Origin of the sequence: Leuconostoc holzapfelii, assembly GCF_012396485.1 — a bacterium.
In the GTDB taxonomy this organism is placed as follows: domain Bacteria; phylum Bacillota; class Bacilli; order Lactobacillales; family Lactobacillaceae; genus Leuconostoc; species Leuconostoc holzapfelii.
The window spans coordinates 1-20800 of the sequence record NZ_JAAXPO010000005.1; the positions used below are offsets into that span (position 1 = coordinate 1).

At 39.9% G+C, this 20800-nt stretch carries 31 protein-coding genes and 1 pseudogene; 26 read left to right on the top strand and 6 right to left on the bottom strand.

Features of this window, described 5'->3' with window-relative positions:
- The 4 genes and pseudogenes from HF966_RS05040 to HF966_RS05055 form a co-directional block, all read left to right on the top strand.
- A pseudogene (locus HF966_RS05040) lies at window positions 1–110 on the top strand (IS30 family transposase); the annotation flags it as partial.
- Window positions 107–508, top strand: coding sequence for a TOBE domain-containing protein (locus tag HF966_RS05045; protein ID WP_168676804.1), 402 nt, complete (start codon window positions 107–109; stop codon window positions 506–508). The pseudogene HF966_RS05040 and the gene HF966_RS05045, both read left to right, overlap by 4 nt.
- Before the next feature lie 576 nt (window positions 509–1084).
- Window positions 1085–1408 (top strand): hypothetical protein, encoded by a 324-nt coding sequence (locus HF966_RS09040; protein ID WP_246586683.1) that lies wholly within the window; start codon window positions 1085–1087, stop codon window positions 1406–1408.
- A 397-nt stretch (window positions 1409–1805) separates the two neighbouring features.
- Window positions 1806–2081 carry a hypothetical protein gene (locus HF966_RS05055; protein ID WP_168676807.1) on the top strand — a complete coding sequence of 92 codons (276 nt, stop codon included), beginning with the start codon at window positions 1806–1808 and terminating at the stop codon, window positions 2079–2081.
- A gap of 278 nt (window positions 2082–2359) precedes the next feature.
- Here the strand turns inward: HF966_RS05055 and HF966_RS05060 are convergent, their stop codons facing one another.
- From HF966_RS05060 to HF966_RS05080, 5 genes are all read right to left on the bottom strand, one after another.
- A complete protein-coding gene (locus HF966_RS05060) occupies window positions 2360–2641 on the bottom strand; it encodes a hypothetical protein (protein ID WP_210729359.1) in 282 nt (93 codons plus the stop codon).
- 558 nt (window positions 2642–3199) lie between these two features.
- Window positions 3200–4267 (bottom strand): site-specific integrase, encoded by a 1068-nt coding sequence (locus HF966_RS05065; RefSeq protein ID WP_168676811.1) that lies wholly within the window; start codon window positions 4265–4267, stop codon window positions 3200–3202.
- A gap of 170 nt (window positions 4268–4437) precedes the next feature.
- Window positions 4438–5133 (bottom strand): hypothetical protein, encoded by a 696-nt coding sequence (locus HF966_RS05070; protein WP_168676813.1) that lies wholly within the window; start codon window positions 5131–5133, stop codon window positions 4438–4440.
- A 65-nt stretch (window positions 5134–5198) separates the two neighbouring features.
- Window positions 5199–6032 carry a hypothetical protein gene (locus tag HF966_RS05075; RefSeq protein ID WP_168676802.1) on the bottom strand — a complete coding sequence of 278 codons (834 nt, stop codon included), beginning with the start codon at window positions 6030–6032 and terminating at the stop codon, window positions 5199–5201.
- A gap of 73 nt (window positions 6033–6105) precedes the next feature.
- Window positions 6106–6756 (bottom strand): S24 family peptidase, encoded by a 651-nt coding sequence (locus tag HF966_RS05080; protein ID WP_246586684.1) that lies wholly within the window; start codon window positions 6754–6756, stop codon window positions 6106–6108.
- A gap of 195 nt (window positions 6757–6951) precedes the next feature.
- On the opposite strand from HF966_RS05080, the gene HF966_RS05085 reads away from it, so the two are divergent.
- Both HF966_RS05085 and HF966_RS05090 read left to right on the top strand, forming a co-directional pair.
- Window positions 6952–7188, top strand: a complete 237-nt coding sequence (locus HF966_RS05085) for a helix-turn-helix transcriptional regulator (protein ID WP_147001945.1) — start codon at window positions 6952–6954, stop codon at window positions 7186–7188.
- A 77-nt stretch (window positions 7189–7265) separates the two neighbouring features.
- Window positions 7266–7958 (top strand): BRO family protein, encoded by a 693-nt coding sequence (locus HF966_RS05090; RefSeq protein WP_168676817.1) that lies wholly within the window; start codon window positions 7266–7268, stop codon window positions 7956–7958.
- A 152-nt stretch (window positions 7959–8110) separates the two neighbouring features.
- On the opposite strand, the gene HF966_RS05095 is transcribed toward HF966_RS05090, so the two are convergent.
- Window positions 8111–8545 (bottom strand): hypothetical protein, encoded by a 435-nt coding sequence (locus HF966_RS05095; RefSeq protein WP_168676819.1) that lies wholly within the window; start codon window positions 8543–8545, stop codon window positions 8111–8113.
- A 93-nt stretch (window positions 8546–8638) separates the two neighbouring features.
- On the opposite strand from HF966_RS05095, the gene HF966_RS05100 reads away from it, so the two are divergent.
- The 20 genes from HF966_RS05100 to HF966_RS05195 all read left to right on the top strand — a co-directional run bounded on the left by HF966_RS05100 (window position 8639) and on the right by HF966_RS05195 (window position 20607).
- Window positions 8639–8836 carry a hypothetical protein gene (locus HF966_RS05100; RefSeq protein WP_168676821.1) on the top strand — a complete coding sequence of 66 codons (198 nt, stop codon included), beginning with the start codon at window positions 8639–8641 and terminating at the stop codon, window positions 8834–8836.
- Window positions 8837–8960: 124 nt separating this feature from the next.
- On the top strand, window positions 8961–9452 hold the full coding sequence (locus HF966_RS05105) for an NUMOD4 domain-containing protein (protein WP_168676823.1): 492 nt from the start codon (window positions 8961–8963) through the stop codon (window positions 9450–9452).
- Window positions 9439–9636, top strand: coding sequence for a hypothetical protein (locus HF966_RS05110; protein ID WP_168676825.1), 198 nt, complete (start codon window positions 9439–9441; stop codon window positions 9634–9636). The genes HF966_RS05105 and HF966_RS05110 overlap by 14 nt, the downstream gene beginning before the upstream one ends.
- 340 nt (window positions 9637–9976) lie before the next feature.
- Window positions 9977–10363: a hypothetical protein gene (locus tag HF966_RS05115; protein ID WP_168676827.1), complete on the top strand. Its 387-nt coding sequence runs from the start codon at window positions 9977–9979 to the stop codon at window positions 10361–10363.
- Window positions 10364–11206: a helix-turn-helix domain-containing protein gene (locus tag HF966_RS05120; RefSeq protein ID WP_168676828.1), complete on the top strand. Its 843-nt coding sequence runs from the start codon at window positions 10364–10366 to the stop codon at window positions 11204–11206.
- The gene (locus HF966_RS05125) at window positions 11199–12488 is read left to right on the top strand and encodes a replicative DNA helicase (RefSeq protein ID WP_168676830.1); all 1290 of its coding nucleotides are present in this window, start codon (window positions 11199–11201) and stop codon (window positions 12486–12488) included. The genes HF966_RS05120 and HF966_RS05125 overlap by 8 nt, the downstream gene beginning before the upstream one ends.
- Before the next feature lie 9 nt (window positions 12489–12497).
- On the top strand, window positions 12498–12656 hold the full coding sequence (locus HF966_RS05130; protein WP_168676832.1) for a hypothetical protein: 159 nt from the start codon (window positions 12498–12500) through the stop codon (window positions 12654–12656).
- Between the two features lie 80 nt (window positions 12657–12736).
- Window positions 12737–13138: a hypothetical protein gene (locus HF966_RS05135; protein WP_168676833.1), complete on the top strand. Its 402-nt coding sequence runs from the start codon at window positions 12737–12739 to the stop codon at window positions 13136–13138.
- A gap of 14 nt (window positions 13139–13152) precedes the next feature.
- Window positions 13153–13800 (top strand): AAA family ATPase, encoded by a 648-nt coding sequence (locus HF966_RS05140; protein ID WP_168676835.1) that lies wholly within the window; start codon window positions 13153–13155, stop codon window positions 13798–13800.
- A gap of 1 nt (window position 13801) precedes the next feature.
- Window positions 13802–14350 carry a DUF669 domain-containing protein gene (locus tag HF966_RS05145; protein WP_168676836.1) on the top strand — a complete coding sequence of 183 codons (549 nt, stop codon included), beginning with the start codon at window positions 13802–13804 and terminating at the stop codon, window positions 14348–14350.
- A 62-nt stretch (window positions 14351–14412) separates the two neighbouring features.
- Entirely contained in the window at window positions 14413–15108 is a 696-nt protein-coding gene (locus HF966_RS05150) for a putative HNHc nuclease (RefSeq protein WP_168676838.1), read from the top strand.
- A 2-nt stretch (window positions 15109–15110) separates the two neighbouring features.
- Window positions 15111–15572, top strand: a complete 462-nt coding sequence (locus HF966_RS05155) for a hypothetical protein (protein WP_168676839.1) — start codon at window positions 15111–15113, stop codon at window positions 15570–15572.
- The gene (locus HF966_RS05160; protein ID WP_168676840.1) at window positions 15569–15973 is read left to right on the top strand and encodes a dTDP-glucose pyrophosphorylase; all 405 of its coding nucleotides are present in this window, start codon (window positions 15569–15571) and stop codon (window positions 15971–15973) included. The genes HF966_RS05155 and HF966_RS05160 overlap by 4 nt, the downstream gene beginning before the upstream one ends.
- Window positions 15963–16112 (top strand): hypothetical protein, encoded by a 150-nt coding sequence (locus HF966_RS05165; protein ID WP_168676841.1) that lies wholly within the window; start codon window positions 15963–15965, stop codon window positions 16110–16112. Before HF966_RS05160 ends, HF966_RS05165 begins: the two co-directional genes overlap by 11 nt.
- 300 nt (window positions 16113–16412) lie before the next feature.
- Window positions 16413–16625, top strand: a complete 213-nt coding sequence (locus tag HF966_RS05170) for a hypothetical protein (protein WP_168676843.1) — start codon at window positions 16413–16415, stop codon at window positions 16623–16625.
- Between the two features lie 191 nt (window positions 16626–16816).
- Window positions 16817–17209: a DUF722 domain-containing protein gene (locus HF966_RS05175; RefSeq protein ID WP_168676844.1), complete on the top strand. Its 393-nt coding sequence runs from the start codon at window positions 16817–16819 to the stop codon at window positions 17207–17209.
- 1115 nt (window positions 17210–18324) lie between these two features.
- Window positions 18325–19536, top strand: coding sequence for a helix-turn-helix domain-containing protein (locus tag HF966_RS05180; protein WP_168676846.1), 1212 nt, complete (start codon window positions 18325–18327; stop codon window positions 19534–19536).
- A 10-nt stretch (window positions 19537–19546) separates the two neighbouring features.
- A complete protein-coding gene (locus HF966_RS05185) occupies window positions 19547–19717 on the top strand; it encodes a hypothetical protein (RefSeq protein ID WP_168676847.1) in 171 nt (56 codons plus the stop codon).
- Between the two features lie 42 nt (window positions 19718–19759).
- Window positions 19760–20293, top strand: a complete 534-nt coding sequence (locus HF966_RS05190; protein WP_168676849.1) for an HNH endonuclease — start codon at window positions 19760–19762, stop codon at window positions 20291–20293.
- Window positions 20290–20607 (top strand): hypothetical protein, encoded by a 318-nt coding sequence (locus HF966_RS05195; RefSeq protein WP_168676850.1) that lies wholly within the window; start codon window positions 20290–20292, stop codon window positions 20605–20607. The genes HF966_RS05190 and HF966_RS05195 overlap by 4 nt, the downstream gene beginning before the upstream one ends.
- Window positions 20608–20800: the final 193 nt, after the last annotated feature.

The window sequence follows — 20800 nt, forward strand, 5'->3', positions numbered from 1 at the left end:
GTCAGAAAGAATTAGATCAAATTAATCATTGGATTAATGCCAGGCCAATGAAAACGCTCAACTGGCAATCACCACGAAAAGTCTTTCAGAAACATGCGGTGTTCGGATGATTCTTGCAATCTGCCATTTTTTCACGGTTCAATTAGTTGATAACCACATTAACGAACAAAATGGCCATTTTTCTCTTGAAGTGCCTGATGGATGTTTGAAAGTTCTTAAAGCAAAAGGGTATTCAGGTAAAAAATTAATTTTTGGGATTCGACCAGAAGATATTCATCGCGATAATGCTTTCTTAAAAGTTTTCCCACAAGCAACAATGAAAACGACGATTAATGTTTCAGAGTTACTGGGCGCTGAGTCACAGCTCTATTGTAAGATTGGCGCAGAAGAATTCATTGCGAAAGTCAACTCACGCGATCATATTGCACCAGGTGAGGTTGTGACAGTAGGCATGGACATCAACAAAGGTCATTTCTTTGATCCAGAAACGGAAACGACAGTGTATTAAGACAAAAAGCGACCCCTTACGGGGTCGCTTTTTGGTGATGAAATAATACAACATGATTTAAAATGCCAAAAAAATCAAGTCGCATCATAGACCAATTGTCTCAACCACCATGGCTGCCTCACGATTCGATCGGGTCAGGCATTTCGCTAAATATGTCTTGGAAAATGCAGCAATTACTTAGTGCCAATCTGGCAAGTGGTGCGAAAAATTGTATAATAAGAGGGTGAATTGATTAATATTACGACGCAAAATTTTTATAAAAGGAACTAGGTTACAATGTACGCCAAACGTTTTATACAACTTTTTGTCATTTTTTTCGCCACAATTTTCATAGCGATGCTTTTTGTCAGTTACTTCAATATTCAGGGATATTTCGCCCAATCACTGCTTCTATCAGTTATCGGGTACATTGTACTTGTCATACCTTTAACAGTTTTAACCCTTATCAAACAGCGAAAGAAATTTAGCACGGCAACGTCTGGACAACACGACCATGCATTAGGTAGCGCATTGCAACATTTGGAGAATATTTTTGTCCTGTCGACGGTTTCCTCAGACAATGTGGTGAGCTCAAGTGTGATTACTTTCAAACAATCACACACAGATGAAAATGTTTTCTATGTCGTGACTGGCAAGGACACGACGCGCGTAAAGAACATCATTGAAAGCCACCGTGCGTCATTCACAACGTGGTACGATGCAAAGACCGGCACGCGGGTGAGTTCAAACGCGGTTTCAGCCACTGTGATTAGCACAGAAGCTGTCAATTCAGAACTTGCAAGCCACCCAGAAATCAAGTCGCTATCAGATAATTTCACAAAAAATGTGATTATCAAATTGACCGTACAATCAGCACTGATTGAATCATTTCAGTCAAGCCCGGAAGTGGTTGATTTTTAACGACTCACGTTGTGAATTGACAGTTGGCGAGAGGGTAGAAGAGGATAAGTATGAAGCGAATCATTTGGCTGATTGTCTTAATTGTATCGAGCTAACTCGTCACGTTGGAAACCGTGTTATTGTTTCAGCCGCAACAAGCCGGGCCTTTAGACGCTAATTTGTTGGTGACCAGCGTCTATTTTTTAACCCTTGTCATGTTCGTTGTCTCTTTATATCACACGCTTTCATTACGCAAGGGGTTACGAAAGGAATATTTGAGACAACAACGCTGGCTGGTACGTCAACAAACACTTGAACAAAAGTACAAGCATGCGTCTCATGCTATGAAAATCTAATGATCAAAAAGATTGTTGATAGTTGATTTGTATTGTATGATAAAAATTAAAGGAGCGTGAGTATGAAAAGAGATGAAAACAATTTATTGAGCCTACTAGAAAAGTTGCCATTGAATGCAGATGAGCGCGTTCTTGTTGATCAAGCTATTTTTCGGTTAAAGGTGAAAAATGAAGCTGAGGACAAGGTAGTCAGGGATTTGAGAGTTGCCTTTAGATCATTGGCGCTCAATCAAAAGCTTTCAGCACCAGGTGTTAAGTTTTTTACCCAACTTGAAAAGCCAAATTTTTTGCAAGATAATGCAATGATGTGGTCTTTTTGGTTATCTCAAATAAATTAAAAAGCACACCTGAAGCTTAGCCGGTGTGCTTTTTAATTTGCATTTTTAAAACTTTATTGTTTAGGATGTATGCCCGATCGGGCTTTATTATTGGCACTGTAAGTAATGATATGAAAATGCACTCGGGTAAGCGCGCGATAGGGTGAGTTTTTGGCGCTACCGAATTGAATAGTAAAAGAAGTAAAAAGCCAGTAGTAATCAGAACCCTATGGGTTAATAATTGTTTGAATTCATAAATTGACCAATATGTCTTAGGGTAACTATCAAGTGATTATGATTTAAAAATGAATATTTGGAAAAACAGTAGATATGAATATCAAGAGATTTAGCACGCTAACAAGTAGGTAGGCCGAGAAAGGTAGCCACTTTTTATTATGAAAGCGTTCAACGGCATAAGAACCAAGCACTACCGAAACCAGTAATGATAAAAAAGCACGCGCAAAAGTATTTATCGAGTGATTTTCTGGATAAATAATACTTACAATTGCTAAAACAATCGCAATTCCAACTAATAATGCTCTGTACTGAAACAACGCGTTGTGTCTATTTTTATTGACCACGGTGACCACCTTTCTGCAATGGAGTAATCATTTGAGACTTTTGTATTTGCAGTTGAACCTGTAGCATTCTTTTTACGGAAGAATCTGATTTTTATCTCATGCAAATGCTCTGTACACATTCGCTGCTAGAATTTATCATTTTAATAGCTAGTATACTACAATTGGTCGGAATAGTGAAATTATGCACAATCAGAATGATTGGGAACCGATCAAGTAAAAGCTGTTAAAGTTGATGAATTGGTTGAGTCGCTCCAGGTGATAAGGTCTAGCATTACAAAATTGATTAAACGAAAAGCCCGAATTGGATTAATTTCCGGTTGGTTTTTTGTGTAGCTAGTGTAGCAAATTTGTAGCCAATCTGAGCTGAAATAATGATAACTAACGCGAAAACTACTAATAACTCTAAACGACCACAACCCCACACGCATCAACGTTTAACCAACAAAAAACCGTCCTACCAACAATCGTGGTAAAACGGTCAAAATGCGTTGAGGGGGAGTATTATCCATTGGTATATAAGCGTTTAGACGTTACTTGTAGCACTTTTGTAGCACTATTTTATAATTCGTCTAATAGTGAAAGCGCCTTATCTGTTTCCTCAGAACGTTTTTTGTCTAACAAATGAGCATAGGTTGATAAAGTAATGTTAACATCGGCATGACCTAAACGTTCACTAACGTACTGAATAGACACATCTTTAGCTAGTAGATAACTGGCATGGGTATGACGTAAACCGTGGAAAGTAATTATTTTGCTATTGTCTTGCTCTAGAAGACGCCTTAATTGCTTATTGGCGGCATTATCAGAAGGTGGCGTACCATTATCACCCTCGAAAGCAAATGTGTCTCCGAACGTCCATTTTTTAGCTATTTCAACGAACGAATTAGGCATTGATACAATTCTGTTTGACGTTTTTGTTTTTGTTTGCTTGAAAGCCTGATCGTGGATTTGCCATGATTTGTTAACCGAGATAGTGCTATTTTTAAAATCAAAGTCACCTTTGGTAAGTCCAGCGACTTCTGAAAATCTTAATCCAGAATAAATTGCAGTCAGAATCATTCTACTGGTCACGGCATTATTATTTTTCACACGTTCAATTAATTTCTCCATTTCATCTGTTTCTAAAAATTTTAGCTCTTTGTCTTTGCTTTTGACTACTGAATATGTTTTAACATTTCGTGTGAAATCTTTTAAAATCATGTTTTCATCTACTGCATAGCGAACAAAAGCGCTAGTAATATTTTTTATGTGTGATACAGATGATTTAACATGGTTGCTGCCATATTCATTAATGAGAATCTGAAAGTCTTTTGATGTTACTTCTGATAACTTTTTATTTTCCCAGTTCGATTTTAAAACAGACAGGGTAGTACGGTACCATTGTTTAGTCGCTGTTTCTAATTGCGGTTCTTTAAAAATGTGATACCATTCTTCAAAGGCCTCAGTGAACACGACGTTATCGACACTGAACTCGTTATTTTTCTTTTTCATTTCAGCGTCAACTGACCACGCCTGTGCTTCGCGTTTTGTACCGAATCCGGACTTTGTTTTTCTTTTTCTGGCTCCGTCCTGAATAACAAAAACATTCGCCGTCCAAGTTTTACCACGTTTATATATTGATGCCATAATAAAAACCTCCTTTAAAAAGGGGGCTTATATCTGTTATAATTTAATAGAACGCCCCGTGCGTTTATAGACTGTTAGCACACCCAACTTTTAGTCGAGAGGGTGTGCTTTTTTATTTGTCTTATTTTAGAGACTTCATTGTCTATTATGTACGCCCGAAAGGGCATTAATTAATTACCGTAGTCGTCGCTGGCCTTACCTTGGTCGTTGATAATTTTTGCATCCATCGCTGGTATGGTAATCTTTCCACTCATAATGGAATCATACGAAACCGTGCCGATGCTTTCTCCCGAAGCAGTCACGAGGTCATCCTCTAAAATTCGTGATCCATGCAAAAGATCATTATCAATATTTACCAAAATTACATCGTCGTAATTTCCGTCAACAGCAAGGCGAAGTTGTACAGAATCACCGTCTTCCATAACCTGCAGCACTTTGCCTGTAAATTGTATTTTTTTACCTTTAAAATCATTAGGTGTTCGCGCTACTTGATCATAGGTAATGCCGGTTTTGTATGTGTTCGGATCATCTGAACTAGCATCTGATGAGGATGAACTTGAAGACGTTTCAGAGCTAGAAGAGTCTTCTGAATTTGAGTCATCCTCAGAACTTGAAGAAGAATCACTGTCCTCTTCCGATGATGAACTTTTAGACTGACTTGACGTAGAACTATCATCTGAACTCTTGCCTATGTTTGAAGCGATAGCACCAATTAGTAACAGTAAACCTACAAAAAAGGTAATTAACACTGCTCGCTTATCAACGCGACCTGGACGTTTTCTTACCTTATTGACAATAAAAATTATCAGTAAAACCCAAAACGCAATGGACGTAATAATCCAAAGCGAAGTTAATAGTCCACTCATAAATCTCTCCTTAGCTTTTTAATGTGGTTGCTTAGCACATATATGTACGCCCGAAAGGGCATGAATCATTTTCCACCTAGATAGTAGTAATTTTTCTTTTCCGGATTATTGAATATTGTTCTACCGGTGAACAGGTTACTACCTAGCGCACCATCTTGGTTGCCGTCATACGAATATACATTTGTATAACCGTCATCTGTATCGATACGCACTAGAAAACTATTGTTTTTCACCATGTAAAGATAACGCATTCCGTTATCTACTTTTGATGATTTGTACGCGTATGGTTTACTTTGTATATTTTCTACTGGTAGATTACCGAAGTATTGAGCGTAAGATTTCAAATTATCGGATTCTTTTTTCTTGTTACTGGATTGTGAAGCGTCTTGCTTAAATTTTTTATCAACTTTATCTTGTATTGATTTGATACTAGAACCGATAAGAACGCCGTTAGAAAAGTCGATATCTTCTTTTCCATAATATAAAGTAACTTCATCTCTATCTGTCGGCTGTTTTCCAATTGCAGAAATGACCTGATCCATGTTCATGCCGGATTCAACTTTAGAAAAATTAAAATCATTCATTTTTGAACTCGATGACGAAGCCGAACTAGATGAACTAGATGAATTAGATGAACTTATCGATTTTGAACTTTTTGATGACGAACTTGAATCTTTTTCTTTATTGATAGAAGATGAACCTTGTACTTTTAAGTTGTCGGAATTAACTTTATTTGGTTTAGGTGACAACGCACCAACGATCAGGAAAGATGTAATACTGACAAATAGCAAATACCATGTTTGTTTCGTTGTCTTGCCACTTGCCTTTTTGTCTTTTCTTCTTGCAATGAAGAACCAGATCAACGTCACTAAAAATACCAGCACGAATAGTGATACCATTTAAAATCTCCAATCTCTCCTCAAACCTTTTAGTGTGAATGTCCAGCACATATGTGTACACCGCATTAGTGGTTTAGAATACGACAACGCCGAAGATTGACAGTTCGTGATCTTCATCGATTAGCATGTCTGGGTACTTTTTGTTTAATGATACGAGTCGTGCGCCGTGTTCATCTCGCATGAACTTCTTAACGAATGCCTGATGATCATAATCAGCAATAACGAATTGACCGTTACGAGCCTCATTTGTCTTCTTGACGAAGATAATTTGCTTATCTTCAAACGTCGGCTCCATTGAGTCACCGTTAACAACAACAGCGAAGTCGTGTTCAGGAACAGCGCCGTCATAGTCAACTAATTCAGGTGTGCCATCAAGTAGATATTCACCAGTTCCAGCAGATACAGCACCGTATACACTAACTTGTGTACGCGTTGGTGCAGGGAACTCGATGACGTTATTTTGTTCATTGTATTGTTGCTTTGTAAAATTGTAAACAGCTTGTTGACGGTTGGCATCTAGTGAATCGTACATACTGATAACCTTGTCACGAATACCGTCGTCAGAACTTAAATCCTTATTCATCAAGTCTGTTATTGAAACACCGAATATTTCAGCAATATCGTTAAGCACGCCGATCTTTGGTGTATATTTTCCTTTTTCCCATTCGCTAACAGATGATGAACTCTTGCGTCCTAGCTTGATAGCCAAGTCGATTTGATCCATTCCGTTTTTCTCGCGTAGGTATCGTAGGTTATTTGCAAACATAATTTTGTCTCCGTTTTTCTATACCTATTATTATACAACGTTTCGGAAAAAATGAAACACATTTCTTGAAGATAATTTCGGAAAAACTGAAATTTGTTGTTGACTTCGGAAAAACCGAATTGTATAATGAGATTATCGAAAGGAGGTGATTCGATGTTAGCAAATAAACAGGCACTTTTCGACATTCGGATTCAAAAGCGTTTAACCCAAAAGGATTTAGCGCTTGCATCCGGATTGTCTGAACGAACAATCAACACTTACGAATCGGATATTGATAATCTACGCAATGCACGATACAAAAATGTTGAGAAAGTCGCAAACGCACTTGGTGTATCAGTGGATGAAATTTTTTTGTCTACCGTTTCGGAAAAACCGAAACAAACCGCATAGAAAAAGCCCGGCTATTGCAAGTAGCCAGACTTAAGGAATATTAGCAACTCAATTATAACACAGAAGGGAATATTAACATGAACGAAGTAAAGGTATTTGACAACCTAAAGGTCAAGGAAGAAAACGGACAAATCTTGTTCGATGCAGAAACAGCAGCGATTAAAATCGGCATCTCGCTAAACAAAAAAGGCGTCGAATACGTTCGTTGGGAACGCGTTCGCAAATATCTAAATTCTCCACAAGTGGAGAAAGGTGATTTCATTACCGAACAACAGCTATACAAGTTAGCGATTAAGGCGGAGAGCGCTCAAGCTGAAAAGTTTCAAGATTGGGTCACGTCGGAAGTCTTGCCAGCTATTCGCAAGACTGGTAGTTACACAGCAAAGCCTATGAGCGAACTTGAACAGATCGCGCTCATTGCAAAAGGAACTACTCAATTAAGCGAACGAATTGAAAAGGTCGATGACAAATTAAATGATTTAATCGACAATCAGCCATTAAATGCTACGGATTACGGTTCACTAAATCGCTTAGTTAATCATCGTGTTTATGCCTACGCATCAATCCACCACATTCCGAAGTCGCAAGTTGGCCCGTTGTTTAAAGATTTAGGAAACCAAATCAAGCAAGTTGCCGGAGTTGGTAATCGCTCACGTGTTAAGTCAAAGGACTACGACATGGTTATCCAATTTGTTGATAACTGGGAGCCGTCATCAGCAACTAAGACGATTATTGAACAGACTTCGCTAGATGTTCGAGAAACAGCATAGGAGAAAACTAAAATGTCAAGAGAATTAATAATGAACGCCGTTTTAAAAAATGACGGAGAACTTCTACTTAAAATAAAAAAAGCTCAATCATTAATGAAAGAGCTGGAAAATATTTTTTATGACATTCAACTATTTGAGCCATCAATTGAAATTCAATCAGTCAAGGATACGAACTTAAATTCTGATGATGACGGATCAAAGTAATGATTTGATAAAACAATGTCCGATTCTAAATAATTTACACGTGTGACGACGGTTTCATTTAGATCGATATCATCAGAATCATTAGCTATTTCAAATAATTTGTTTATCAACTTTTCCGAGTCATTTAAAAGTGGTTCAAGGTTAATTACATCGCCCATATCTGACTGAGAAAAATTTGAAAAGTGCTTTTTTCTCAGTGGAATAATGATTTCGGGATCAGATAATTTTGTTTCGCTAATCCATTCTGAGGTTAATAACTTTTCGTTATATGACACAACAACGTTAGAGCCCTTGTGTTTGAATGAATAGCCATAACCGTCAGCAATGTCAGAAAGTTGTTCAATACTTATTTGCATAATTTGAATTTGCTTTAAAGAAAACATAGAGTGAGTCTCCTTTCGTTTTACTAGGCAAATGAGCCAGTAATTTAAGGATAGCATTTAAACAATTTAATCACATTAGAAAAGGAGGCGCTTATGCCAATGTTTGAAAGCAGGAGCTACCTGCAAAAAGAAATCATTGATAAGGATCATCTCGACATGCACTTGATGACGTTCCACAAATATATCAAGCGCGAAAAGAATTTCCCAAAGCCGTTCTTCGTAAGCGGTAATCGTAAAAAGTGGGACGGCACAGCGCTTCAATATTTCATTGATAAGAAAACAGGGAGGTAACACATGGCACTTTGGGCAACACAAGTACTTGGATTACTATTCGTCATTGGAGCAGTAGCATATCTTAGCTTTAGCCTTGGCTACCAAGTTCGGAAAGATGAGGAACAGCATGGATAGATACCAGATGATAGAAATTTGGAAACCTATAAAAGGTTATGAAACGTATTCGGTTTCTAATTTCGGCAGAGTTAAAAACAATGTCCGAGATAGGATGATGAAACCCATAAAGAACTATGCTAACTATTTGGTTGTCGGACTGAGAAATAATGGCGTCACTAAAATAAAAAGAATTCATAGATTGGTTGCAGAAGCGTTCATTCCGAACCCATGTAACAAACCTGAGGTAAATCACCTCGATGAGGTCAAGTCTAATAATTCTGTTGAAAATTTAGAGTGGGCGACTAGGACAGAAAATGCGAATTGGGGGACTGCTACTAGCAGAGCTCATAAAAAAACAGCTAAACCGATTTTTGTAAAAAAGGATAACTTTTCAAATACTTTTGAAAGCATCACGAAATTTGCGAATGAAATAGGCGGTACTCAATCCGGAGTAGTGTGGGCCCTAAAAAGGAACGGAAAATATAAAGGATTCGAGGTTAATTATGTTAAGCAATAACTTACCTAATGGAATGAGCCGTTCAGACTTAATCCACGTTGGCGAGATTGCAGAACCGCGTGAAAGTCGCCTAGATTGGCTACGAAGTGAGCGCGCTAAGGCACTTGATGAGATTGACCAAGTGAATGATTACATTCACGAGCTTGACGATGAGATAAATCAAATGGAGTTTGGCGATGAATAAACAAGAACTTAAACAAGAGCTATTTGCACTACGAATCTGTCTTGAGCGAGTGAGCGATGATGCAGCTTATCAAAGCAAGCTAACAGGGGCCTAAGTTCGAGATGCGATAGCAAAAATAGATATTGCGATAGGACACATTGAAGATGAACGTTAATTATGACATCATGCTGCGCCATGCCGAACATGACTTAGAACAGGCAGAAGATGAGCTGCGACAGTTCAGAACGAACACGAGCATGTCGATGTCTGGCAAGGTTAGAAAAGAGACACTACGAGGCATGGAAAGCTATAGGAACGCGTTAAAGCAACGTGTGAAGAACTTGAAAGAGGAGATTAGAGCATGAAGTTTACAGAAGAACAGTACGAAAAAATCATTGACTCATGGAACACATCTTTAACGTATGACAAAGCTACTAAATTTGTTATAGATTACGTTAATTCATTAAATTCGTCTAATTATGAAGCGGCTTTGGCTCTTGCTAACTCACTAACACGCGAACGGGCGCGCGAGCAGTACGTTGAGAAAGAGAAACGTTATGTTTGGTATTCTAAGAAAAATAATGTGCACGGTAAGCCTGTTCGCTTGTTCAAAGATGCAGGTCAAGCCGTTAGATCTTTTCCAGCTAATCGGTCGGATATGGTTACTCAAGATGAGCATCTAACCGAATCAGAAATCCGCGAATGGGGCTACGATCCAGAACGCTTTGATAAGGAGGAAGTCGAATAAGTGGAAGAGCCAAACTACTACGCAATTATTCCAGCCAGTGTTAGATACGACAAAAATCTACTAAAGGGGTCAACACTCTTATACGGAGAGATAACGGCATTATCCAACAAGAAAGGATTTTGCTGGGCTAGTGATAGTTATTTTGCTGAACTATACGGTGTTGATAAACGCAGCATACAACGTTGGTTATCGTCACTAGAAGACAACGGATATATCAAACGAATTGTCGAACGTGAAGGGAAACAAATTAAAAACAGATACATCAAGTTGTGCGACAAAAACGTCACTACCCTAACGACAAAAACGTCGTACCCTAGTGACAAAAATGTCAGTACCCCTAGTGACAAAAATGTCCGAGAGAATAATACAAGTATTAATACTACAAATAATAATACATCACGCTTTGAAAGCGTTTGGGAATTATACCCCAAAAAGGCTGGTAAATCTAATGCAAAAAAAGCATTTGATAAAGCGGTTAAATCAGGCGTTAGTGTCGAATTGATTAAACAGAAGATCGGTGAATATAACCAACAGATAGCGTTTAAGAAAACTGATAGGCAGTATATCAAAAACGGATCAACTTGGTTTAATCAAGCTGGTTGGGAAGACGAATATGAAACAGGAAAACCGGTTAGGGTAACAAAGAGCACTAGCGACCCTGTTCAATTCAACAACCGGTACGACACAGTGAAAGATCAGTACATCAAAAAGTTTGGTTATGGCGACATGCCGCTACCAACAATGATGCCAGCACCAGATAATACCCACGCTTGGGAATTGTTGATGGCTGGTGATGATGAACTGCTAAATAAATTGAAAGAGGTGGTAGAGCGAAATGTATGATGAAAATCTTGAAAAGTCGTTCATTGGAAACGTCATGGTTTCTAGAGATGCAGCGCTAACTTTAGCCGACATCGAATCGGTTATGAAACCGGAAGACATTGGCGGCGATGATGCGAAGAAGACGTTTAGCATCATTAAGAAATTAGTCGAGAGTAACAAGCAAGTTAACCCAGCCACCTTAGTGCAAGGCGGGGCAGACATCAATTTCATTGCCGAAGTGTCATCGTTGGGTATTTCTAGCAACCAAGCAATCAGTGAAGCGAAGCTTATTCACTCATTAGCATCAAAGCGCAACCTATACAACGCAGCGCAAAGCGTGATGCAACAACTAGTAAATGGCGAAGATACGGCGAGCGTTAAAACGAAGTTGAGCGAATACATCAACAGCGAAACCGAATTCACTAAGGATTCAACCAAGCAGATTAGTGAACTGGTAGTGCCAACAATCGAAAGTATTCTCACGACACGTGACAGTGGCGGCATCATCGGCACGTCAACAGGATTTAAAAGTATTGACCGAGCATTGGGCGGACTTTTAAAAGGTTCGTTGACAATTATTGGTGCCAGACCAGCAATGGGGAAGACGGCATTTGCGTTGAACATGGCAGAGGGTGCAGCAGCAAAAACAGGGCTACCAGTTCTAGTCATTTCACTGGAAATGAACAATGAAATGTTGGTCAAACGCATGTTCGCTAAAACAAGCATGATCGATGCCGGAAAGTTACGAGACGGTTCATTAAGTCCGGAAGATTTAAATGTTCTGAACAGTGCAGCCGACAAGCTCGCTAAAATGCCCCTGTGGTTCGATGACACGCCTATTCAAAGCTTTTCTGATATAAGAGCAAGGGCGCTTAAATTAAAGCGTCAGAGGGGCAAAATAGGGCTTGTATTGATTGACTACCTTGGGCTGATTGAAACCGGAAATGAACGCAATAGCAACCGCGTGAATGAAGTCTCAAAAATTAGTCGCGGTTTGAAAGTTTTAAGCAAGGAAATCGATGCGCCGATTGTTGCCTTAGCACAACTCAATCGAGGTGTTGAGCAGCGAACAGACAAGCGTCCAATGCTTTCAGATTTGCGAGATAGTGGATCAATCGAACAGGACGCAGACAATGTGATGTTCTTATATCGAGACGACTACTACAATGCGCCGGAAGACCAGAACGATGACGACATCTCACAAGTTGAGTTCATCGTAGCAAAAAACCGCAACGGAAAACGCGGCACGATCAAACTCGCATTTGATAAGCGGCACAACCTGATGAGCGAGTGGATTTATTAGGAGGTGGATATGGATTTTGAAGCAGAAGACGCGATCTACACGTTGGATCTCATCGAAAAGTATTTAAATAACCAAGACCTTAGCAACAGAGAGGTGCTTGATATTATCTGGTCAAAGGTTGATGACCACAACGAACGAGTGGAATTTGTTCAAAGAAAAAACGCCTAACGGTAGGAAGTTAGGCGAAATGGTGTATATCTCGGACAAGATAACACCTCAATAATACAAAGAAATGAGGAAAATAGCAAATGGCTAATGAAGTCACGGTAATTAACGAGTGGGGCGAAGCCTACACGCTAGATATGTTGCGCGACAAAAAGACGGTCGAAAAGATGTCTACCGAAGCGCTGCATGATCTGGCTTATGCGATTAAGTCGTTGAAAACACCGATGAAAAATGTTGAAGACGCTGTGAAAGCAAAGCTAGATGACGGCGTGGAGATTAAAGACATCAGTTACACGGAAGCCACACGGAAATCACTAGCCGCCGATGACGAAAAGCTGAAAATGGCTTTTGTCAAAAAATATGGTTGGGGCGCTGTGCAAGTTAAAACGCCAACGCAACTAGAAAAGCAGTACGGCGAAGCTATCAAGGAAGACTTGGAAAAAGTTGTCATTTATGACACGCAGAAACGAGTCAAGTATGAATGACAGGAGGTTAAATCATGAAAGCTTATAAGGCTGGTGAAATAGAAAAAGTAGGCAATATGTATTTTGTTTATGGTGACGGCGGGACTGGTAAAACTTCGCTTATTAAACAAATTACAGGGAAAAAGCTATTGCTGATTTTTGACGGATCAACAAACGCGCTTGTCGGGACGAACGACATTGACGTCATTGCGTTTGATGATGAAGATGCACCGAATATGCAGCAGCTCGTCATCTCGATGTTAGAAAAGCAAGTCGCGACACATGATGTCATTGTGCTAGACAATGTGACCGCCTTACAAAACTGGGCGCTTGAAAATATTGATGGTGCTTCAAAAGACGGCCGACAAAATTACCAAAAACTACAAGTATGGTTTAGAAACCTTGGTATGTGGTTGCGAAAGACGGATAAGACGGTTCTAGCAACGGCTCACCAAGTTGACAACGGATCTAACGGGTTGACTGGTAGCGGACGTTATCAAGCTGATATGAACGAGAAAACGTTTAACGCATTCACGGCACCGTTCGATATTGTCGGGCGTATCTACAAAGAAAAAGATGAGCGGTGGATTGATTTAGATCCAGAGAACGGCAACCACGCCAAGAACAGAATTGATAATCGGAAAACAATCAAAGCAAGCGAATTAATCGCAGAGGAGAAATAACATGGCTTTATTCACAGTAGACAGCAACAACACATTTGGTAAGAGCGTACAAGAATCTGGGCGCTATAACGTTAAGGTGCTTGATAGTTCAGAGCTCAAGACGGCAAAGTCAACAGGTAACGAGATGTTGGTGCTTAATTATGAAGTATTAGATGGTGACTATGCTGGCGGTCGCGTGTTGTACGACAACTTCGTATGGAATCCAGATAATCTAGATCAATCAGAAAAGCGATTCAACACATTGCTAGTCGCTGCAAACGTACCAGACGGAACGCCTATCAACAGCATTCAAGATGTTCTACGCGGCATTATCAATAAGCAACTTAACATCAAAACAGAATGGGTGCAATCGGACTATAACGGCAAGTGGAATTTGTCAGTTAAGACTTACGACAAATTAGACACTGACGGCAGCAAGCCTGACGGAAAAAAGCGCCCTAATGACGGTTCAGCGAAGAAATCAAATGATCCATTCAACCATGCACCACAAACTGATCCGTTCGCTACTGGTGCGCCAGTTGATATCTCAGATGATGATTTGCCTTTCTAACAACGCAATGACGACAGTAGCGTAACTACTTGAACGGGGTGAGAAACCCAGTTGGAGAAATTATGAAAGAATTTCAAGGCTACCCAGTGAGTATAGCTGGAGATGAAGTGACATTTAGATTTAGCAGTAAAGATGAGGCCGAAGAATTTAAAAATACCTACGTGTTGTTTAATCAAACTTTGGTTGAAATTCAAGTGAGAGACGACCGTGAGATTAGCGCAAAGCAACGGCGGTTCATATACGCCATGTTCAATGACATAGCTAAATGGTCAGGTGACGCACCAGAATACATCAAGCAATGGTTCAAGTTAGCTTATGAGTATTGGCAAGAGCTTGACACGATTTCACTGCGAGATGTTGAGAAGTCGGTAGCGGCTGGGCTCATCACATTCATGTTGGACTTCGTAGCCGACCACAACGTGCCTTTGAGTTTTAAACCGCTGGACGCATTAGAGCCTGAAGATATCGCGCATTGGGAGTATCGGGCGCTAATCGAGGGCTTTGACGTACTAGACGGCTCACGACCGGTTGAGTTGGCCCACGGCGAACACGCAGTCGGTATGGGACGTGATCGCGACAAAATCAGCAACATCGGCAACACGGTATTTAGCCTAAGTCACGCGCACCACATGGAACTACACAAGATTGGATTAAACGCATTTAAAGCAAAGTATCACATCAATGGCGTACGAGTGACGGCAGAAATTATCAAGGAATTAGAAAGCCGAGGCAGGCGCTTTGGTGGAAAGGGAGAGTAACTATGGATTTAATATCTTACAAGTCTGGAGGACTGGAATACTTTGAAGCAAAGTATGGCTATATGAGCGACAAAGCGATTAAGTGCTTTCGCGAACTTTTGGTAAAGCGCGAACTTGAACGCATTGATGAAAACGGTGTGTTACCAGATGATCGCGCTAATCAGAGAATGAATAAGTATCGCGATGAGATTATCGAAATTATTGAAGACATGCGCGCTAGGGGTTACACACCAAAAGAAACAGCCAGTTATCTAAACGGCTACCAAGATGAATACACATATGGAAATCGTGAAATCGTTGGTTATTTTTATCGGGAACGACAAAACGGCCGGAACAAACTAGCACAGATTTCTTCCGCTGAACTGAACATCAGGCGCCAATCTATGATGCTAACGCACAAGGCTGGAAGATATAGCAGCGTTGAACTTTCAAACTACGGATTTGCTGGCAGGAAGATAGAATGAACAAAATCACACTAGATTTAAAACATTTACGGCCACTGACGCTGAACAAGTACATTGAAGCAGAACGTAAGAATAGGTATCTAGGCGCTAAGTTAAAGCGTGTCGGTACGGCGTATACACGCAGCGTGTTCCTACAATCTATGGTTGACGGTGTGATGTTCACATGGCCGGCTAAATTGAAATTCGACTGGTACTTGCCAGACCGCAGAATTGATCCAGACAACTGGACGTTTACACAAAAGTTCATCTTTGACGGCATGTTGACGGCTAAGTTGCACGGCAAATCATTTTTGGAAAACGACAACGTTAAAAACATCGGCGGGTTTGATCATGATTTTTATCTTGATAAGGCGAATCCGCGACTTGAAATTTATGAAATGGAGGCAACACATGAGATATGACGTGAGGATTGATGGCAATACAATCGACACGTTTAAGACGTTTGAAGCCGCACAGGCGCAAGCAGAAAAGTTGAACGGCACCTTATCGCTGACGGCACCAGATAAGAAAGCGATTGTGATTGGCGACTATGGAAAGTAAGTATTATATCATCCAATATACAAATTACCGATTTGCATTCCCGAAAATAATACAAATCTGAACATTAAAATGACCAGTGATTGTAAGCCGATACCTACTGAAGATATCACAATGGTCCCTCGACTTTTAGTTAAAACACCAAATACTAAACAGAGTGTCAATAAGATGACGCTAAGAAATAAAAAAGTATAAACCATAAATAAGCTATTCGACATGAGTTCCTCTAAATAATATTTTGTTGCCCTGATTATAACAAAATCTGGAATTTTTGTGGAGTTGTGCGTTTATCAAGGAGACGAAATGAAAGAATATGTTGCATATGTTGTAAAAGTCGGTAACGGCTATCTAGCCAAAGATCCTAACGCGTCAATTTTATCTGCATCAAAGTACAAAATTACGTTACAAGTAAGAGAGGCCTTTTGGTTTTCAAAGGAATATGTTTTTGATACAGCTAAACGCTACGGTGGGCGAGCTATCGGTTTGCTGCCGGTTTTACTAGAAGACGAGGTGTAAATTATGATTGAAATCGGAAATAATCTAAGAGACGTTTTGCATTTAGCAATTACAATAGGTGCATTTGTATCGGTATATAAATTAGCTTTAGACTACTTTAAGCACAAGTGACACATTTACACACCTGTGTAATTAAAACGCGCTATACGACAAATTAGGCGGGTTAGAATGCAATGTAAGAAAGGCGAGACATGGCGGACAGGATAGATAGTATTTTGAGAGACTACTTCTCTGGTCGTCTCGATTTAAAAATTAGACAACGCGAGTACGAGTTGCGAAATGATCGCGGGCCGGTTGATGAGAACATCGGAGGTGGTAAGGCGCTCAATAAGCACGCAAGGCCGCTAGACGACATGATGATACGCTTGGAAAGCGATAAGACACTACAGACGTTGGTTAAGCAAAAGGAAGACGTCGAACGCTGGATAGCGACATTTGAGCCTGACAAGCAGAAAGTAGTTGCGTATTATTATGCAAGCAAGGCAATTACTTGGACTAAGGTAGCGCAGCAGTTTCACATTGGCGAGAGCACAGCAAGAGCATATCGCGTTGAGGTTAAGCACATACTTGGAGCAGTATTGTGACAGGCTGCATATACAAACGTTTTTATGGCGTTTTACACATAAAAACGGGTGTAAATTAGTATTATCGAAAGATTAAACAAAGCGGGTTATTGCTCATCCCTAAAAGCAAACGTGGCAGGTGGCGGAATAGGTAGACGCTATATGGTATTTAGTTAATGCGGGTGGACGTTAGCCTTGCGAAGATACCGAATACATGCAAGGTGCAAATCCTTGCCCTGTTAATTAAGTTATTACCATAGCGATAAACTGTATCTTTCAATCATGGTAACTCATGGAAAAAGACTGTATCGCGTCGCTTTATACTAGTTAGGTAATTTCTTTGGGCGGATATAGCTTGAAATAGGTAAAGCGCGCGCATTAGATTGTGTGAGTTGTGGGTTCGACTCCCGCTATCCGTATTGGTCATCGCGTTGACCATTGAAAAAAGATCGAATGTTTCTTTTCTACAATCCGTTAACTTGTTAGTGGATTTAATCTTTCTAAGCATTCACATTGCGGAAACGCAAACACAACTTAATGAGCGGCTTGCCTGCTGCTCGTACATATAATTCCGTGTATACAAAAAGCGTGTTCGATTTCGATTAAATTACGAAATACTGTTCACGGTAACTGCAAGGCGGTCAGGTTACAAGCTCAAAGGAAGATAACGCCTGCGAGGTACATAGACAGACGCTTAAGCTGCTTAACGTGGGCAGTAAAACTTGCTGACGAGCATGGTATCCTGTTATCGCCTTGGGGATACAGTACATAGTGACAGTTTCCATTTTGGAAATAGTTGCAAATGTTAAAATACAGAGATTAAATTAACTTCCTATTTTGACAAAAAGGCTATTTTGATGAAATAGAAACATCTAAACAGGTCGAAATCGACCTGTTTTACATATGTGACATACACAACACCTTAATGGGTGTTTTTTTATTGGAGTAAAACTATGGACGAGAAAACCAAAAAGCGCCTCATTCATATTAGAGACGCGACAAAAGTTAATAAGCAACACGCAGAAGACTACAAGCGTACGAGTGTTGAACGACATAAGCGCGCAGAGTTGCAGAAAAAGGCAGAGTTTTACGATAACAGAAGTATTGATTATCGTAAACACATTAGGTGGTGAGGCATGGGACGTTTTAAATGGACTGAAGAACTTAAAAACGAGGTTAGGCAATTAGGCGAACAAGGCCTAAACAGTCGCGAAATTGTTGAACGTTTATATGATTCCTATGGCGTTTACTACCCAAGACGGACAGTGCGCCAGTATATGAACCACGAAAAACCGACTGCGACTGTACGAAGTGATTCTGGTTTTAATATCGAGCCCATTTATCACTATGGCGAAGACGGCAAGGTTGATGATATTAAAATCACAGCCAAGTACCTAATGCTTAATGAGCAGACGCAAAAGACGCCAGAAGATATCCTTGAGTATCTTAATTTAGATGCTAAAGAGTGGCGTGTTGTATCAGCAATTCCTAATCAGTGGACGACACCAACGGCAGACGGTCCGAAGTGGAACTTCCAATTAAAGGTCAACGTTAAACCGAGAGTTGAAAATGCGATTGAAGATTTGGTTGAGCGATTAACTCACGAAGTTAAACCGTTACACGTTGAAAGCCATATCGACCCTAGCCGACAAAATAATCTCGTTATTCCACTGGCTGATTTACACTTCGGTATTTTAAAGCTAGATCATATTCAAGACAAGATTGCCGAATTGCTAGAGATTATCAGCTTAGGTTATAAGACGATTGTTATTGAAGTGATCGGCGACACGTTGCACAGTGACAAAATCAACAGCACAGAAACAGTATCAGGCACGATTTTAGAAGACGTCAATATGCCGAATGCGATTGATGAAGCCATGATGTTTATGGAAACGATTGTGACCGCAGCTTTGAAGCACGCCAATTCGGTCTATATTAAATCAGTTGGCGGTAATCACGATTTTGATATGTCGTACATGTTCATGCTTTGGGTTAAGGAACACTTTAAGCAAGCCAAGGTAGATGTGAACAATAATTATCGGACGGCTTACTTACTAGACCACGTGCTTGTCTCAATCCAACACGGCGACGTTAACAAGCGCATTCCGGGACAGATATTAGCAACCGAACATAAACACATGTGGGGTGTGGCAAGCACTGTTGAAATCCATACTGGTCATCTACACTTTGACAAGACAGTTGATGAAAACGGTGTGATTATCCGACAGTTCTCAACGCCTAAACCGACAGACGGCTGGGAAAAGAAGAACGCGTTTGTTGGGTCAAGTAAACTGTTGCATGCGTTAGTTTATAGTGACGATAGATTAAAGGTTGAACATTTTATTTAAGGAGAAAGATATGATTTACGGAGCAGCGGCTGTAGCTATACTTGGTATCGCAATCAGTATTATCGCGTTAGCAACTTTGTACGCAGCAAATAGGATTGCTAAAGAAGCCGATAATAGCGTCAAGTTGGCGATGAAGTTGATAGATATCTCGGAAAGGAATATCACAGGGAAAGACTTATAATAAGCGCTTTTAATACTCGTTGAAAGGAGGTGCCAAGATGACATGGCTAGAGTAAAGATGTGCCGTAAGACGAATTGTCATGTATCAATACCGTACGCACAGGAAAACCCATATTGTGACACACACAAGTCGATGTATCGACCAAAGCCGGAGTTCCAAGCAAAGTCAACGTATGAACGCAAGCGACAGCAACGTGAGTACAATGCTAACAAGCGCGACAAGGAAGCTAATGAGTTCTATCACAACAAGACATGGAAGCATCTATCAGCAGGACTTAAACAACAGGCTATGTTCACGTGCGAGTGTTGTGGGCGAACAAGCACAACCAAAGGTTACTTAGTTGTAGATCATATCATCCCCAGAAAGATAGATAAGCGTAAGCAGCTGGATAAGGGTAATTTATGGGTTATATGCAAAAGGTGTCACTGGTACAAGGGCTTGTTAGAAGATGACGTTTATACTGATGGGCTATCAATAGAGAACGTAGACGTGAGCAAGTCATGGCAACGTGATGATGTTCGTCAATGGATATTGAATGCCATAAAGAAACGTGATGAGCGATCGGAAGAAGATTGACGAAAGAATATATTGAAGATGTCGTTATTTGTTTTGACAATAGAAATATAAATAATGAAATAGATAAACAAATTAGTTTATTAAATATGTCAAACATTCCGAACAAACGAAAAGGAAATAAATTGATTATTGATTACAATTTTGTAATTGTTCATATTTATTTCATGACAATCAGAAATAAAATTGATGGTTTCCGTTTTAAACACATAAGAATAAGTGAAATGGCATCTACTGAGTTAAAGCCAGAAAAGTTGTGTCAAGCTTTAAAAGTGATTCAAAGCGGTCGGCTAACCTTTGAAAATTATCCAAAATAAAAAACGTACGATATTAATACTAAAAATTAATCACATTTGTGTTTATCGTTCGTGTATATATAAAAAATACCCCGGGGTGGGGTTGTTGGAGGGGAGCGTCACAAGGTGGCGTCCGCTTTAACAGCGAATGCAGAAATTAAAACTTTTTAGGCTGCTAATTTAAAGCCTAAAAACGTTGTTATATCAACGTTTA

Bases quoted from the DNA above. Each gene is read 5' to 3' on its own strand.
- HF966_RS05065 (WP_168676811.1), bottom strand. From the start codon at position 4,267: ATGGCATCAATATATAAACGTGGTAAAACTTGGACGGCGAATGTTTTT.
- HF966_RS05180 (WP_168676846.1), top strand. From the start codon at position 18,325: ATGGGACGTTTTAAATGGACTGAAGAACTTAAAAACGAGGTTAGGCAA.
- HF966_RS05115 (WP_168676827.1), top strand. From the start codon at position 9,977: ATGAAGTTTACAGAAGAACAGTACGAAAAAATCATTGACTCATGGAAC.
- HF966_RS05170 (WP_168676843.1), top strand. From the start codon at position 16,413: ATGAAAGAATATGTTGCATATGTTGTAAAAGTCGGTAACGGCTATCTA.
- HF966_RS05145 (WP_168676836.1), top strand. From the start codon at position 13,802: ATGGCTTTATTCACAGTAGACAGCAACAACACATTTGGTAAGAGCGTA.
- HF966_RS05135 (WP_168676833.1), top strand. From the start codon at position 12,737: ATGGCTAATGAAGTCACGGTAATTAACGAGTGGGGCGAAGCCTACACG.
- HF966_RS05175 (WP_168676844.1), top strand. From the start codon at position 16,817: ATGGCGGACAGGATAGATAGTATTTTGAGAGACTACTTCTCTGGTCGT.
- HF966_RS05075 (WP_168676802.1), bottom strand. From the start codon at position 6,032: ATGGTATCACTATTCGTGCTGGTATTTTTAGTGACGTTGATCTGGTTC.
- HF966_RS05080 (WP_246586684.1), bottom strand. From the start codon at position 6,756: ATGGATCAAATCGACTTGGCTATCAAGCTAGGACGCAAGAGTTCATCA.
- HF966_RS05110 (WP_168676825.1), top strand. From the start codon at position 9,439: ATGTTAAGCAATAACTTACCTAATGGAATGAGCCGTTCAGACTTAATC.
- HF966_RS05150 (WP_168676838.1), top strand. From the start codon at position 14,413: ATGAAAGAATTTCAAGGCTACCCAGTGAGTATAGCTGGAGATGAAGTG.
- HF966_RS05125 (WP_168676830.1), top strand. From the start codon at position 11,199: ATGTATGATGAAAATCTTGAAAAGTCGTTCATTGGAAACGTCATGGTT.
- HF966_RS05185 (WP_168676847.1), top strand. From the start codon at position 19,547: ATGATTTACGGAGCAGCGGCTGTAGCTATACTTGGTATCGCAATCAGT.
- HF966_RS05130 (WP_168676832.1), top strand. From the start codon at position 12,498: ATGGATTTTGAAGCAGAAGACGCGATCTACACGTTGGATCTCATCGAA.
- HF966_RS05100 (WP_168676821.1), top strand. From the start codon at position 8,639: ATGCCAATGTTTGAAAGCAGGAGCTACCTGCAAAAAGAAATCATTGAT.
- HF966_RS05190 (WP_168676849.1), top strand. From the start codon at position 19,760: ATGGCTAGAGTAAAGATGTGCCGTAAGACGAATTGTCATGTATCAATA.
- HF966_RS05085 (WP_147001945.1), top strand. From the start codon at position 6,952: ATGTTAGCAAATAAACAGGCACTTTTCGACATTCGGATTCAAAAGCGT.
- HF966_RS05090 (WP_168676817.1), top strand. From the start codon at position 7,266: ATGAACGAAGTAAAGGTATTTGACAACCTAAAGGTCAAGGAAGAAAAC.
- HF966_RS05070 (WP_168676813.1), bottom strand. From the start codon at position 5,133: ATGAGTGGACTATTAACTTCGCTTTGGATTATTACGTCCATTGCGTTT.
- HF966_RS05105 (WP_168676823.1), top strand. From the start codon at position 8,961: ATGATAGAAATTTGGAAACCTATAAAAGGTTATGAAACGTATTCGGTT.
- HF966_RS05160 (WP_168676840.1), top strand. From the start codon at position 15,569: ATGAACAAAATCACACTAGATTTAAAACATTTACGGCCACTGACGCTG.
- HF966_RS05055 (WP_168676807.1), top strand. From the start codon at position 1,806: ATGAAAAGAGATGAAAACAATTTATTGAGCCTACTAGAAAAGTTGCCA.
- HF966_RS05095 (WP_168676819.1), bottom strand. From the start codon at position 8,545: ATGTTTTCTTTAAAGCAAATTCAAATTATGCAAATAAGTATTGAACAA.
- HF966_RS05155 (WP_168676839.1), top strand. From the start codon at position 15,111: ATGGATTTAATATCTTACAAGTCTGGAGGACTGGAATACTTTGAAGCA.
- HF966_RS05165 (WP_168676841.1), top strand. From the start codon at position 15,963: ATGAGATATGACGTGAGGATTGATGGCAATACAATCGACACGTTTAAG.
- HF966_RS05045 (WP_168676804.1), top strand. From the start codon at position 107: ATGATTCTTGCAATCTGCCATTTTTTCACGGTTCAATTAGTTGATAAC.
- HF966_RS05140 (WP_168676835.1), top strand. From the start codon at position 13,153: ATGAAAGCTTATAAGGCTGGTGAAATAGAAAAAGTAGGCAATATGTAT.